The organism is Chitinophaga sp. W2I13 (assembly GCF_050434005.1).
Classification (GTDB): Bacteria; Bacteroidota; Bacteroidia; order Chitinophagales; family Chitinophagaceae; genus Chitinophaga.
The window spans coordinates 6,108,285-6,123,277 of the sequence record NZ_JBNPWD010000001.1 but is presented as its reverse complement, the minus strand read 5'-3'; the positions used below and the strand labels follow the sequence as shown (position 1 = coordinate 6,123,277).

Sequence of the window (14,993 nt, the reverse complement as noted above, 5' to 3'; positions counted from 1 at the left end):
TTGGCGCTCGCAATTCATTATTTTATTGGAAAGATTAAGCGCTCCCGACTAAAGGCATGATGATTCTTTTTCGTATATTAGGTTTGATAATCAAAATTGTATCTCAATAAAAACCGGTCCCTCAAATGTTTGATAATTATAACCGTACTGATGTTGCACAACCCCCTTCCCGTGCAGCAGCAAACCATCATAGTTCATCTGGCATTTCGCGGCCATCCATCCACCCCTTTCAGCGTAAATTAGCACATGAAGCACCGTTATCTCATTCAATAGATCAAAACAACGCTATTACTCAGGCAAAAACAGCCGGCAATGTCGTGCAATTTACAAACAGGAACAAGGAAATGGCAAAAGGAGCTGGCATAGGGGCATTGGCAGGGGCCGGAGCTGCCGGAGTAGGTGCTTATTTAGGCGTTTCGGCTTTAACAGGCCCCGTTGGTCTGGGTTTGGTAGGGATGGGAGCTTTGGCTGGAGGCGCATACAAGTATTATCAGCAATCCTATGCCAATAAAGAAATGGAGCGCATTGAAAACGAGCAGAAAGGCTTATACAAGCGGGTTCAGGACGCATTTGATAACGGGGATATTGACAACAGCGCTTTGGATGCACTAGATCACTTACAACAGGAGCATTTAAATCTTGTCGATTATGTTCATCGTATGAATTTAGATCTCCCCCTGCCCAAAGATGCTAAATTTACGCCTGAACAAACTAAAACGGTCCAGCAAAATTGGAACGCCCTGCGTAATGAAACAGGTATCATAAAAACAAATAAGGATGCCACACCTGAATTTAAGAAGGAATTAAGGGCGATGCATGCCAAACTTCTTTCTCAGCCCAATGGAGCTGAATTGCTAAAAAGGTTGCTCGAAACAAAACAAACGCTTGAAATAAAACAAAACAAAGCCCCTAATCTGTCCAGGAAGGAAAAACAGGAAAGGGTATATCGTAAGCATGAGATAAATAGGGAACTAAAGCAATATGGACCCGAATTGGAAGAGATAATAAAGCAAAACAAGGAGAATGTTGAGCGCGCTGAAAAAGAGGAGACTTTAGATGCCTATTTTGATTCAGAAATATATACTAAGCTTATGTCCAGGAAAAGAGAACTTGAGGAGCAGGTTGGCAGCCGTGAAGTAGAAAAGGATAAATATAATTCTTCCGTTGCTAACGCAGATCCTGCCGGAAAAGATGTTGAGCTAAGAGAACGGATAAAAGATAGTGAAATGGTGAATGAAGATAAGGATCATCATCCTATTCCTGCTCCCGGATTTATTGTTTATGGACATGAACTGATCCATATTTTAAATTCACGGGTCACAGGCAAGGATCTTAAATCTCAAACTCTTGGCGACAATTGGCACAATAAAGACGAAAAGCATACGATTGAAGGAATACCGGAAGAAGCTACCGTGCATAATATTACCGAGAATAAATTGAGAGACGACCATGGCCTGCGCAAAAGGGAATGGCATACTGGAAAATCCCGGGAAGAATTGGAATATGAACGGGACAAGAAGAATAAATAAAAGCTTTCAATTCTTACTCAGTCTTTTAAGCGCTCGAGGATGGCCATATGCCCCATGAAGAAATCTGTTTTAAATATTGCTTCTTTTGGGGCTGCCGTTTCCGCCTTTTCTTCGCCAAGGCTTTTACCTGTTACAATTTCCAGCATCCTGGTAATACCCGAAACAGATTTTTTATTGATCCGTGCCCTTTCTAAACTTAACTTTTCCCAGGCTGGTACGTGTTTGGCAAAGTGATTGGTTTGCTGTTGCTGATCCAGGTACAGCAATGCTTCCATGACCGTCTGCTGATCAAAATACAGGGAAGGTGTGGTCAGGTAATGATCAAGATACTGATGCAGGTATCCGATACTTTTCTCCGTATTAAGATAAGTAAGGGTAAGGGCGTAGATATGTCCTACGCAGCACACTTCACTTTTCAGCAAATGAATACCTATGATATCGATGAATTCCGTATAACCTTTAATGGCAGCAAAGTAGGCCCCTACCAGTCTTGTACGCCAGTTGAAGTCGCCCAACAGTTCTTTGGTTATCTCCCGGGTGATCTTTCCTTTTATTTTCTCCAGGGCGACGATCCAGCTTTGATCATTTTTCAAGTTAATTTCGAGATAATATGGCGTTACCCAATCCTGGAGGAAGCTGGCAGAGAGTTCCTTTGAATTTTTATGATCAGGCAGTTCATCGAAGGGGTGAGTATGCCTGATGGCAGCACCAGCCATGTGCAGCCGGATCATTTTATCCTGGTCGTTCATAGTATAGGGAATGAGATTATGTGGCGTAAATGTACAGAATCATATTCAATAATTATTCAATACAGCCTCATTCTCTAAACAAGTCCCTAATAACATGAACTTGTTATTGAACCTTAATGCTATTACTACTTTCTTTGCTCCTTCAATGAAACCATGGATTTAGCCTAAGCTGCTATCAAAATCTGTTGCTTCCAATCAAAATCTTCAAACCTTATTATGCTATAACCATTACTTTTAACAACATCCAAAATTACTTCTTCATTCAGCATCTTTCGATACCTGGCCTTATCCCTGGTAGCATAAATTTTGTCTTTGGCAATTGGAACGCTCAGCCTGGATAAAATAAAACGCTGCATTTCCTGCATCACCTTATCATTCGTGTACCCGGTTAAACAGGTATGGGTGACAATCGACAGATGCTTTGTCTTGACAAGCTCCCGCTCTTGTATAAATTCAATTCCAGTCGGGTTTAAGTCGAAAAACTCCAAACTCGCCAGGCCAATATCTCTAATGTATGCTACATCAGGAAGCAATAAAATATAATCTTTTACCAATTCCTAATCGGAAACAGGCGGGGGATTACGTTGCAGAACCAATGATAATGTGAATGAGACCATTCACCAAAAGCCAAAAGGTATTTTCCGTTGCCCAGGGTTCGTTTTTTCCTGTTTACAGGCATTTCCCTGTGAATCACATAGCTATCTAAAATGTGTTTTATCTGGTCCTCTTTCAATGGTAATATAATTATCGGGAATAATTACGAAGATAAAGCTTAGCCGTTATTACTACATTACAAATTATTTCTTCTGATATCTGGATTGTGTATTTCGGTAATATAAAAAATTCATGCCTATCTTTTTATCAAAGCACTATACATTCCCAATAATCTTCTTCCAATGTGGCAATTGAGCCGGCGCTTTGGAAGCCACTTCCTTCAAAAACTGCTCAGCAACTTTCTGGAATTCTTTCTTCAGATCAGAAAGTGGAAAGGTTTTGTTGCGCCATTTTTTACTGCCGCTGCCCCCTCCACCTGAGATAGCCGATTCAACAATGGAAAAGGCTACCTCGTTCGGTTTAACCCAGCACAAATCGAAAGGCGGGTTGCCCCTGCTCCCCCTCATCATAGGTGTATTCGGTATCTTTTCCCGATTCGAAGTTGCGGACGACTGTGCCCAACACATTGAGCCAGGCATTCAGGCATACATCTCCTTCTCCAAAATAGCCCAGGGCGGGTACCACCTTCTCATCGATTATGATCTGTAAGCGACCGTGTACGTGCGAAAAATGATCGGTGTTTGCGCTTGGAATGGGCCTACAGCTGCCCAGTCCTATTCTTAATTGTCCCATACCGGTAAAAATAAATATTTATCCTGATTCCCAAAACAAGAAAAGCGATCACGGTTAGTGCTGGATGACAAATTGTATAAGAAAGAATCACCATGATGCTAATTGGAGGAGAAGTGACTTTGTTTCAACGTTTTTAGTATCGCAGTTGTCAGCCGGTAAAGGTCACCGCCTGCCTGGTCGTCTTTTTCGTTAGTAAGCAGGATAATGGCTGCCTGGTCATTTGGATATAGTGAACAGAAGCTCCGGAATCCGTTAGTACCTCCGTCTATCCTGATATAATAGTCCCAATTCCTTGTTCTGCCAATTGCCCATTGGAAGCCGACAGCGTCTTCTTCCACGTTACCATAAACAACCCGGTGGGTGAGTTTTACCGCAGCATCTTTTTCAGCGAGTTGGTAGTCAGCATATTTCAACATATCATCTATGCAGGAATGAAGCCCTCCCGCGCCTGGAAAAGAGACCTGTACCGGCTGTGCTTTTTCACCACTGGCAGTATAACCGTCAAGTTTTGCAGCAGCACGATTCACAAATGTATTTGTCATGCGTAGGGGCCCAGCTATGTAGCGGTTGATCAACGTTTCAAAGTCAGCCTGGTAAATATGTTCCAGTGCATAGCCCAATAACTGGTAACCTACGTTGGAATATGCATATTTTAACGTCTTCAAACTATCCAGTTTGATTTGCTGCAGGTGATCCAGGAAATAAGCTTCCGTCATTGGAACCGATATGTCACCATCCGTAAAACTATTTGGAAACATCGCGGTATGACTCAGCAAGTATCCCACGCGCACCGGTTCCCCCGATGGATATACCCACCCTCCCCGCTTTACTTAAATATAATTTTGCCGAACGATCCACCGTAGAATCCAGTTGGGTTTTTAAGGGATTGGCATTCAACACCTGAGCTGAACAGTTAAGGTATACTCCAAAAAAGGCGATAATGATCCCGATTCTTTTCATGGCTATTATTATACTTTCTTTCCTGTTTTCTTAAACGCTGTAGGACTTACCCCTTTATACCTTTTAAAAATACGGTTTAAATGACTTTCGTCTGTAAAGCTAAGCTCATAGGCAATTTCACTCATGCGCATATCACTATGTAATAGCCTGGTTTCCACTAACCTGATTTTGTAATGAGTAATATAGCTCTGAAGTGTTTCACCGGTTTGTTTTTTGAAATACCTGCCAAGGTAATTTGTTGAAATATTAAAATGACGGCTTAAATTCTCCGTTCTGAGTTTCTCCGGTTCAAAAATGTTTACTTGTATATAATTCAATATTTCCAAAATTGGCTCACCTGTATCCTCCTTTATATTCTTGGGCAATTTTAACGCAATATTTCTTGCTACAACCGTTATGATGGTACTGATAACCTGTTCTGAAATACGGGTATAGTAGATCTGTTGCCTGGTGTGTTCATCAAGGATCGCATTTACCAGTGAAAAAATAAAAGGCTTATCCGTTTTATTTTTTAAGATACACCCGGGTCTGTGACTGGCATTTTGTAAAATGTATGTTACATGCGTCACCGTATCCTGATCCCTGTCTGATTTTTCCCTGATATATGATTCATTAAATCTTAGAAAAAAGAAACTGGTCTTTTGGTCAATATCAAAAGAGTAAGTATCCTTTGGGGTTAATAAAAATAAATTTCCTTTGCGGTAATTAAACTGATGGTTATTGACAAACTGTACGCCGGTACCTTCCATAATATAGATGAGTTCAAAGAAATTATTGCGCTTTAAAGGTTTTTCGAAGCGCTGTAACTCCTTCCATTCGATTTCATATTGTTGATGTAAGGTTCCTCCCGGCATGTTGTAAAAGTACAAAATTAGCGTAATAATGTACAACCAGAATGATAATCCCCTTGTATACATTTGCTAATATAAATTCTAATAAGATGAAAATTCTAATAATTGGTGCGGGCGGCACTATTGGTAAGAAGGTTACTGCGGCGCTGAAAGCGCATGAAGTCATCACCGTGGGGAGAAACACCGGGGATATTATGGCTGATATCTCTTCCCCAACTGCCGTGGAAAATCTATTTAAGCAAGTATCAGATATCGATGCGATCATTTGTACTGCCGGCGATAGCGTTACGGGTCCCTTGCCGGAGATGAATAAAGCGCAGTTCATGGTTGGTATTGAGCAGAAGTTATGGCCGCAGATTAACCTGGTGCTTTCCGGCATGAAGTATATGAAGGATAATGGTTCGATCACGCTTATATCCGGAAAAATGGGTGAACTTCCTGCTAAAGGTTCGTCGGGAAAAGCATTTGTAAATGGAGCGATCAACAGCTTTGTAATGGCTGCGGCGCAGGAAATGCCCAGGGGACTTAGACTGAATGTTATCAGCCCGTCTAAAGTTTCAGATACTGGCGGGGATGAATTAATAGCGGCTTATGTAAGATGTCTTGAAACAGCAATAAATGGGGAAATTATAAGAGTAGGTTATTATAAACAGTAATTAAAATGAAGACTATTCTATATCTCGTTTTTACGATGTCTGTCTCTTTTGTACAGGGACAAGATAATAAAGGACTATCAGACCAGCACCAATTTTGGGGTACCTGGTCACTTATCTCAGTTGAAAATATAAATGCTGATGGCAGTAAAATTGCTCCTTATGGCGAACATCCCGTGGGAATGCTCGTTTTTACAAAAGAAGGAAAGTACGCCATCCAGATATTAAAAGCTAACCGGAGTAAAGTTTTAGCCAATGATAAAGATAAAGCTACCACAGAAGAAAATGCGGCGTTAGTACGGGGAAATAACTCTCATTTCGGAACCTATACTATTGATGAAAACAAACAGGTAATTGTATTCAATATCCAACATGCTTTTTATCCAAATTGGGAGGGAATTACGCAAGTACGTACTTATTCATTGAAAGATAGTATTCTTACATATACCGTGACTATACCTACAAGCGGAGGCGCTGCGGTGGCGAAGGTTGTATGGAGAAAAAATTAACAAATAATCATATCTTACCGGGGTATTTACAGCGGAAATATGCATATAAACTATATGGATTTAAATAGCGGAGTGGCGGGTTTTTCACAAAAGGATTACCAATTAAAGCGTCATGCCCATTTCCCTATTGAAGTAGCTTTCAGCTTATCAGGGCAGTTAACTATTGAAACCGATACCCACAAATATGCTAATATTCAATCTGCCATTATTAATTCAAATGTGCCGCATACTTTCAGTTGCCTGAACAGTGAATGCCAGCTGTATTTTATAAACCCCGTGTCTTATACCGGGAAGAATATCCTGAAATCCTATCTTAGCCAGAACGAAGACATTCTAATTGACCCCGTTGAAATTGAATTTTTCAGGGAAAATCATATACTCGCTTTTGAAAATAAAAACCTGGCTTTAAATGACATGGACAGCCGGATACAACGAATCCTGGACTGGATAAAAGCGAATTATGCAACCGACCGGATAAATATTGCCAGGCTTGCTGAAGTTGCTTTTTTATCAGAAAGCAGGTTATCACATTTATTTAAGAAGGAAGTAGGCACCTCTATTAATCAGTATATCTTATGGAAAAAGATTGAAATGGCTATAAAACATGCACTGGAAGGCGCCTCCCTCACCAAGTGCGCCTACTCTTCCGGTTTTGCGGACTCTTCTCATTTTATTAAAACATTTCAGAAAATGTTTGGCATCTATCCATCTTTTGCCATCAAAAAATAGCAGGATTATACAATTTATCTTGTCGGCGTCGTCCCAACTTTGCTTCTAAACAGCACAAAGATGACCGACACAATAACAGCCATTAACAAGGCAATCGTTCAACGACTGTACAAGGAAGTACTGGTGAACTGGAATATGTCACTGGTAGAGGAATTTATTGCACCTCATTTTATATCTCACGACTGGCCGGAAGGCAGCCCATCAGGTCCGGAAGCATTCCGGACTTATTATTCAACCGTTATACGCTCCGTATTACCGGACGCCCGCTATGAAGTGGACGACCTGATTGCAGAAGGGAACCGGGTAGTAGTGCGATGGAGGCTATTGGGGACCCATAAAGGCCACTTCCTTGACATCGCTCCCACAGGCAGGTTTATCACGCTCGAGGGTATTGCCATCTACCGCCTGGAAAACAATAAATTGGCAGAACGCTGGGTGGTCACCAATCTGCACCGGCTACTTGAAAAAGCAAAAGACACTTCATCAGCCAACGTAAAACAACACTAAAACACAAGATATCATGTTATATAAAATTGCGCTATTCTTACACATTACAGGAGCTTTAATGGTATGTGCCGCCATTGCTATTGAGTGGCTTTGCATCATCCATTTCAGGAAAACAGCTAGTATGGACCGCATTAAGGAATCGCTTTTCTATTATTCCAAGGTGGGTATCATGGGCGATATAGGAGCGCTCCTGATCCTGATTCCTGGTATATATATGATGGTCTCCGTTTGGGGTGATGCCAGGTGGGCTATATTTGGTTTTTTGGGGTTGATACTCATAGGCTTGATTGGCGGCATCATAACAGGGAGAAAAATGAAAAAAATCAGGAAAATAATGAAAGAGAATAATGCGCATTCGCAGGAGTTAGAAAAACTTATAAACGATAATTCACTGTGGTTTTCTATCAAAATGCGAACAGCAATTTTCCTGGGGGTTATTTTTTTAATGACGGTGAAACCTGAACTGGAGGGCTCCATCATAACGATATCCGTATCCATCATACTTGGAGCGCTTCCCTTGCGGATGAAATATGAGCCATCTGCTGCCGGGTAATACGCTCCAATCTCATATTTTGTTACAACTAAAGCAGATCTGGTTAGGCCTGGCACCCGCCTATTCCGGAATTTTGTCATCTCAAACAAGAGATTTCAATCAACCATTGTATGAAAAAATTAATCTTTATTTTAAGCATGATCCTCTCTTCCTTCGCGTACGGACAGCCACACCATCCCCGTACTTTTCTCTTCGTTCCCGGTGCATGGGACGGCGGGTGGGACTACGCAAAAGTGGATTCCATTCTAAGCGCACATGGCCACATCGTTTACCGGCCCACACTTACAGGCCTTGGAGAAAAGGTGCATCTCTCCAACCCGGATATCAACCTGACCACCTACATCAATGATATACTGAATGTGATCAGGTTCGAGAACCTGCACAATGTCATCCTGGTAGGTCATAGCTATGGCGGCATGGTCATTTCAGGCGTGGCGGAACAGGCGCCTGAACGCATCCAACAGCTGATTTACCTGGATGCGATGGTACCTGACAACGGAGAAAGTGCAAAAGACGTGTGTGGCGACCTCTGGGAGCCAATGACAAAGGGCAATATCAAAGACAGCATGGTGCTTTATCCTTTCGGTCCCGCAAAGCTTACTCCGCCGATGGATGTGCCACAACCATTGAATACCTTTACTGAACCGCTGCAGATCAGCAACCCCATGGTTAAAAAGATTCCAACCGCCTTTCTCCAGATGACGAAAGACGGTAAGGGAAGTCCGGCACACGATAAAATGGGAATATTGAAAGCCAGGGCAAGAAAATGGAAAATCTATACACTGGAGGGCGGACACTACTCCATGCGTGAGCAACCGGAAAACCTGGTAAAAAAGCTGGAAGAGATCGTACGGTAATAGCTCCCCGGGAAAAGGACGGGTATATGCCTGCGGCAATCTTAAACCATTTATCAGTAACTTAGGATATGGAAAACAGGGTGATACACCGGATAAAAACGATCAGTGAATACCATAAGGTAATGGGCCTTCCCAAGCCGGAACATCCGCTGATCAGCATTGTGGATTACGGGTCTATACAGCTACCCTGCAAGACCAGTATGGGTTTCATGTTCGACTTTTATGCTATCCTCATCGACAGGGATTTTAAAGGCAACATGAAATACGGGCAGCAGTCGGGAGACTTCGAGGAAGGCGTACTTTTTTTTATGGCGCCAGGTCAGGTATTTGAAGTGAGTGTTGAAGAAGCGGAAAACACCAACCGCTCAGGCTGGGTATTGCTCATCCATCCCGATTTCCTATGGAAAACTACGTTGGCAAAGAAAATCAGGCAATACGACTTTTTTAACTATGCTGTGAATGAGGCACTGTTCCTATCGGATAAAGAAGAAAAGTCCATCCTTGCCACCATAGAAAGCATGGCGCAGGAGTACCGGAATAACATCGACAAATTCAGCGACCCCGTGATCATTGCGCAACTGGAATTGCTTTTGACGTATGCGGAGCGATTTTACCAGCGGCAGTTCATTACCCGAAAAAAATACGGCCATACGATCCTCGACCGCTTAGAATCCTTACTGAATGAATATTTCAACAGCGACCGGCTATCCACAGAAGGAATACCCACCGTTAAATATGTGGCCTCCTCATTGAATGTTTCTGCAGGATACCTCAGCAACTTACTGAAAGCGCTGACCGGGAAAAGCACACAACACTACCTCCAGGACAGGCTGATTGAAAACGCAAAGGCGCAACTATCCACCACGAACCAGTCGGTGAGTGAAATTGCCTATGGATTGGGGTTTGAACACCCGCAATCATTCAGCCGGCTGTTCAAGTCAAGGACTAACCTGTCGCCTTTAGCATTCAGGGCAAGCTTCCACTGGAACGCGGACGCTGAACGATCAACAGTTCATACAAAAATGAAGTAGCTAAACTGGTCCGGAAATAACATCATCAAAATACCTATATTTATATAACGCGTCAATTGAATCATCCTAAAACATAGGCCTTGCTGTGAAAAGAAAGCATCATGGCACAAAGGTGCCGAATATGGTTAACTCCATCCAACCCGGGGTATTCACAAAATTCAGCCCCAACGCGTACAGGTCACGATTGAACCGGATATAACTAAATGGCTGTAATGTTTGTGTAGATTGGCTTTCAGAAATTGTTTCAACTTCATTTATCCTGACATCACCTAACATTGGTCAAACGCAACGCGGTGCAGCATTTGGGATCTGTGAGGGTTAGCACAATTTAATATTTATCTTCGTAATGGAGCGTATTCACAAATCTTATCCGACAATTTATCTAATTACTACGCATCATTTTTAGTTTTAGAAAAAATCGATTGACATTTTTCACCGTAGTGGAAATTAAACCATAGTTATGACGAATTTCTAAGCTTTCGTAAGTTCCCAAGGGCCTGGATGATATCCCTCCCAGATAAAAATTTGCCAGAACGGCTTCAATAAAGTAAAAGCCGGCACCTTGTTTCCTTAACCTGAGCATAAATTCATAATCTGACGAAATTTTATACTTAAGGTTAAAATCACCATATATTTCATAGGAAGTTTTTTTCACAAAGCAAGCCGCGTGTTCTATCATTCCTCCTGACAATGTTGAACTATCGTTACCTATGATGCAAATGAATTTTTCTGAACTTGAATAAACCCTCATTAAACCATGAAATACGTCATACGTTGGATTTTCCAGGTATGCCTTTGCAACAGCATCTAAACATCCGGGCTCAAGATGATCACCACTATTTATCAGGCCAATAATTTCTCCATTAGCATTCCTGATCCCTTTATTCATAGCATCATAAATACCCGAATCCTTTTCTGAAATAAATTTTGTTATCCCGGACTTATATCCGTTAATGATATCAACTGTTCCGTCTGTTGAACCTCCGTCAATAATTATATACTCTATAGCCGGATAGGTTTGACTAATCACACTGTCGATTGTTTTTGCAATTCCCTTTTCATTATTATACACCACGGTGACAATAGAAATCAATGGCTTCTTCATAAATTTGTTATTAATTTTGAGCATTTACTTAGAATATGCCTGTTAAAAATAATTTTGTATTACACATTGAACGAAGCCGCTGAGTATCCTTCATCATAAATGGCCTCAATGATAGCTGTGGCGATTACTCTTTCGCCCACATATGGATTGCGACCATGTGAAGTAAGCATATTGTCCAGGAAAATGACGTCGCCCTGTTGGTAGGGAAATACTACTTTATTTTTTTCATACGCATCCCGGATGTTACAGTACTGACTGTAACTAATGATTGATCCATCTCCAAAAAAAGTATCGGAGCTGAGGTAATCGTCCGGCAGGAAATCATCAACACCAAGCCCCAGCTCCTCATAACGGGAATACTTGTTGAAGAAGAATACATGGTTAAACCACATTTCTTCTCCGGAAACAGGATGACGGTAAACAGCAGGTTTTACCCATTCTATTACTGCATCATTTTGGTCTTTGAAGGTGCAGGTGATATCATTCCTCCTGCAAATATTCAGTGCCACCTCTTTATCATTTGTTTGAAAAACCTCCTGCCATGCCATTCCCATTCCTTCGAGCAAATTCCGACGATACTTAACGCCGGTTTGCCGGAATTTCGCCACCACATCCGGGTGTATGCTTTTCAATACAAGGCGAGAATCTGCCAATGGTGTTTCGCCTCCACGCTCCGCTACCTTAAGGCAACAGAAAACAATCTTCTTGCCCCATACACGGCTATACGACGATTCATTGTGCATATTGATGGATCTCTCCTGTGGATATGTGGTAGACAGATAAATATTCTTCGTGGACGAGGAGAGCTCCTTTCGGGGAGAGGATCTGAACAAATAAGGGAGCGGGTCTGTATTAAAGCAATTCATAAATTCTTTAAAATCCGCAGGCCCACTGATATGGAACCCTCTGAACAATACGCCTCCATGATGTATCAGATCAGCCTCGAAAGATGCTTTGTTGGCTTTCATCCAACTGCTCAGATTTCCGTTAGCTGACAACGACGTAATTACCAGAGGCATTAGCTGATCACCACCATTCAGCAGCGATTTCTTTATTTCAGGAATGACGGTCCCTGTTGCCGGGCTCTGTGGAGTCGGCATATTGTCAAAAATAATATCTTCCATTGTTTTATTTCAATGAGTGATAAAAAGATGAGGATCTCATTTATTTTTCAAGTTGTCAAGCGGTTTTGTACGGGCTGCTTTCATAGACTGGAAACTGACAGTGAATAAAGCAATAAACAGGGCCATGGCGCCGGCAATGATAAACATCCACCAGCTAATACTGATCCGGTAGGCGAAATCATTTAGCCACTTGCTCATTGTCCACCAGGCAATGGGGATCGCAAAAACAAAAGCAACCAACACCAGTCTCACAAAGTCTTTTGACAATAGCATCACTACGTTTAAGATACTGGCGCCAAGTATTTTCCTGATGCCAATCTCCTTCCTCCTTTGTTCGGCACTAAAAGCGGATAAGCCAAATAGTCCGAGCGATGAAATTATAATGGCCATAATAGCGAAAGACCTGATAATACGCGAAAGTGTAAGTTCTCCTTCATATTGCTTTTCCACTTCACTATCCAGGAAAGAGTATTCAAAAGGGGTATCAGGAAGATTCTTTCTCCATATCTGTTCTGCTTTACCGAGTGTATTTTTGTAATTATCGCTCTTCAGGCTAACGAGCAAATTGGAAATATCGCCGTTTTCCGGATCATACATCAGCAAAAATGGATAGATATCCCCATGAAGAGAGTTATAGTTAAAATCCTTCATCACGCCAACTACTTCAAATTCCAATGGAATCGAATCGTCTTGTTGTGAGTAGATTCTTTGACCTACCGCAGTATTGGTATTCCAGCCCATTTTCTGGGCCATCGTCTCGTTTATGAGAACAGTTGCCGAATCGGTTCTCCGGAAATCCCTTCCTGTTAGCAGTTTTATTCCGGTAGTTTTAAGATAATTCTCATCCGTAAGAATGAATTGCGCATCTTTTGCGGTGGTGGAACTTCCGCCCCTTGGAAAGAAAGGCCAGTCATTGGTCACTGCCTGGCTCGGATAACTATTGGTGCTGCTTACGGCCAGTACCTCCGTCTGTTGCTGCAGCTCGGACATGATAGCACGCATGTGACTTTTGGTATTGTTTGTATGAAAGGTGAGGATCAGTTTCTGTTTCTTTTCATAGCCCAAATCTTTATTCTTGATATAGTTCAGCTGGCAGTAAATAACAACAATGCCTATCATCAGCATGATGGACATAGAAAACTGAAACACTATCAGCAGATGCCGCAGGCCCGCCGCCGACATACGGTTGGTAAAGTCTCCCCGGATGACTTTTATAGCCTGGAATGCAGACAAATAAAATGCGGGATAACTTCCTGCCAGGACACCAGTGAAAATTAAAATCGTCAGCAATATCAGCCAGATGCGGTAGTCAAAAAAAACAGTCCACCTGATGTCCGTACCTGTTAACTGGTTCAGGTAAGGCATGGCGGGCACCAACAACAGGAGTGCCAGCACAATGCTGATAAACACCATTATCATTGATTCGCTGAGAAACTGCCGGACAAAATCATATTTCACGGCCCCCATAACTTTTCTTACCCCTACTTCCTTCGCCCGTTTGGAAGCGAAAGCGGTAGACAGGTTCATAAAGTTAATACAAGCGATAAACTGAATGAGAATAGCCACCAGCAAGAGCAGGTATAAAAATGCTTTACTGATTGGCTGCGTCATTTCATTCTCATAACCTGTAGTAGTATGAATGTCACTCAGCGGCTGCAGATGCAATTGCTTTTTCATTCCCAGTTTTTCAAGCCTGGCGCCCCCATATTTATTCAGGAATTCCGGTATCTTTTTCTGCAATGACGTTACCTTCGCGTTGGGATAAAGCCTCACATAGGAATGTACAAAGTTATGACCGCCCCAGTCATCATCCGTCTTTACATCACCGCCTATGCCGCCGCTGTTCATTGTAATAAACAAACTGGCACGGATATGCGATAGTCCGAGACTTTCATCAACAACAGCGGTAACTTTATAATCCTTTCTTCCCTCAGCATTTTCGATTTGGATAATTTTACCGACCGGCGATTCGTGCGGGAAGATCTTATCCGCTGTTGTCTTCAGGAGCACCACCACATTGGGCTCTGCTAAAGCATTGATTGCATTACCATTTACAAAGTGGTAGTCAAAAACATCGAAAAAAGTAGAATCCACATACACCATATCTTTAGCATAGTAGGCGTTCTCATGATAGGTAAGCAGGCTCTCTTTGATATCCCTGGTACCTACAACACGGGTGTACTGCTGCACCTCCCCGAACTCCATCTTCATTACCGGCGCCACGGGAGGCGAAGTAGTGGCAAGCTTTACCTGATCCCCCGTTGGGCCCAGTGTGGTGGTAATGCGATATATTTCCTGCGCGTGTTTATGGTAATTATCATAGCTAAATAGGTTCTGCACATAAAGAATAATATACAAACAACACAATGTACCTGCAGACAAGCCTATAATGTTGATAAAGCTGAATGTTTTGTTTCTGGACAGATTTCGGATAGCAAATTTCAAATAGTTCCTGAGCATAAATAATGGTTAAATAAGATGTTAAACGA

The 14,993-nt window shown here is 42.1% G+C and carries 15 protein-coding genes and 1 pseudogene; 8 read left to right on the top strand and 8 right to left on the bottom strand.

The features are described 5' to 3' along the window. The first annotated feature begins 125 nt into the window (after positions 1-125). Positions 126-1,529, top strand: coding sequence for a hypothetical protein (locus QFZ48_RS24995; protein ID WP_429064258.1), 1,404 nt, complete (start codon positions 126-128; stop codon positions 1,527-1,529). Positions 1,530-1,546: 17 nt separating this feature from the next. Here the strand turns inward: QFZ48_RS24995 and QFZ48_RS24990 are convergent, their stop codons facing one another. The 5 genes and pseudogenes from QFZ48_RS24990 to QFZ48_RS24970 form a co-directional block, all read right to left on the bottom strand. Continuing rightward, complete coding sequence (locus QFZ48_RS24990) at positions 1,547-2,278, bottom strand: DUF6000 family protein (RefSeq protein WP_429064256.1); 732 nt, start codon at positions 2,276-2,278, stop codon at positions 1,547-1,549. Between the two features lie 164 nt (positions 2,279-2,442). Next, positions 2,443-2,832, bottom strand: coding sequence for a glycosyltransferase 61 family protein (locus QFZ48_RS24985; protein WP_429064254.1), 390 nt, complete (start codon positions 2,830-2,832; stop codon positions 2,443-2,445). 520 nt (positions 2,833-3,352) lie between these two features. Next, a complete protein-coding gene (locus tag QFZ48_RS24980; protein WP_429064251.1) occupies positions 3,353-3,625 on the bottom strand; it encodes a hypothetical protein in 273 nt (90 codons plus the stop codon). A 98-nt stretch (positions 3,626-3,723) separates the two neighbouring features. Then, positions 3,724-4,419 (bottom strand): annotated as a pseudogene (locus tag QFZ48_RS24975) (serine hydrolase domain-containing protein); the annotation flags it as partial. A 174-nt stretch (positions 4,420-4,593) separates the two neighbouring features. Continuing rightward, entirely contained in the window at positions 4,594-5,439 is an 846-nt protein-coding gene (locus QFZ48_RS24970) for an AraC family transcriptional regulator (RefSeq protein WP_429064248.1), read from the bottom strand. 86 nt (positions 5,440-5,525) lie between these two features. On the opposite strand from QFZ48_RS24970, the gene QFZ48_RS24965 reads away from it, so the two are divergent. The 7 genes from QFZ48_RS24965 (at position 5,526) to QFZ48_RS24935 (ending at position 10,275) form a co-directional block, all read left to right on the top strand. After that, a complete protein-coding gene (locus QFZ48_RS24965) occupies positions 5,526-6,092 on the top strand; it encodes a short chain dehydrogenase (protein WP_429064246.1) in 567 nt (188 codons plus the stop codon). A gap of 5 nt (positions 6,093-6,097) precedes the next feature. Then, positions 6,098-6,598 (top strand): lipocalin-like domain-containing protein, encoded by a 501-nt coding sequence (locus QFZ48_RS24960; protein ID WP_429064243.1) that lies wholly within the window; start codon positions 6,098-6,100, stop codon positions 6,596-6,598. A gap of 54 nt (positions 6,599-6,652) precedes the next feature. Next, positions 6,653-7,327, top strand: coding sequence for a helix-turn-helix domain-containing protein (locus QFZ48_RS24955; protein ID WP_429048555.1), 675 nt, complete (start codon positions 6,653-6,655; stop codon positions 7,325-7,327). Between the two features lie 60 nt (positions 7,328-7,387). Further along, a complete protein-coding gene (locus QFZ48_RS24950) occupies positions 7,388-7,834 on the top strand; it encodes an ester cyclase (RefSeq protein WP_429064237.1) in 447 nt (148 codons plus the stop codon). A gap of 13 nt (positions 7,835-7,847) precedes the next feature. Continuing rightward, positions 7,848-8,387, top strand: a complete 540-nt coding sequence (locus tag QFZ48_RS24945; protein WP_429064235.1) for a hypothetical protein — start codon at positions 7,848-7,850, stop codon at positions 8,385-8,387. 110 nt (positions 8,388-8,497) lie between these two features. Next, the gene (locus tag QFZ48_RS24940) at positions 8,498-9,244 is read left to right on the top strand and encodes an alpha/beta fold hydrolase (protein ID WP_429064234.1); all 747 of its coding nucleotides are present in this window, start codon (positions 8,498-8,500) and stop codon (positions 9,242-9,244) included. Between the two features lie 68 nt (positions 9,245-9,312). After that, complete coding sequence (locus tag QFZ48_RS24935; protein ID WP_429064232.1) at positions 9,313-10,275, top strand: helix-turn-helix domain-containing protein; 963 nt, start codon at positions 9,313-9,315, stop codon at positions 10,273-10,275. Positions 10,276-10,657: 382 nt separating this feature from the next. Here QFZ48_RS24935 and QFZ48_RS24930 read toward each other — a convergent pair whose 3' ends face one another. From QFZ48_RS24930 to QFZ48_RS24920, 3 genes are read right to left on the bottom strand one after another with little or no spacing between them, the layout of a single operon-like run. After that, the gene (locus QFZ48_RS24930; protein ID WP_429064230.1) at positions 10,658-11,380 is read right to left on the bottom strand and encodes a glycosyltransferase family 2 protein; all 723 of its coding nucleotides are present in this window, start codon (positions 11,378-11,380) and stop codon (positions 10,658-10,660) included. A 59-nt stretch (positions 11,381-11,439) separates the two neighbouring features. Then, the gene (locus QFZ48_RS24925; RefSeq protein WP_429048565.1) at positions 11,440-12,504 is read right to left on the bottom strand and encodes a TauD/TfdA family dioxygenase; all 1,065 of its coding nucleotides are present in this window, start codon (positions 12,502-12,504) and stop codon (positions 11,440-11,442) included. A 36-nt stretch (positions 12,505-12,540) separates the two neighbouring features. Then, positions 12,541-14,964 (bottom strand): ABC transporter permease, encoded by a 2,424-nt coding sequence (locus QFZ48_RS24920; protein WP_429048566.1) that lies wholly within the window; start codon positions 14,962-14,964, stop codon positions 12,541-12,543. Positions 14,965-14,993: the final 29 nt, after the last annotated feature.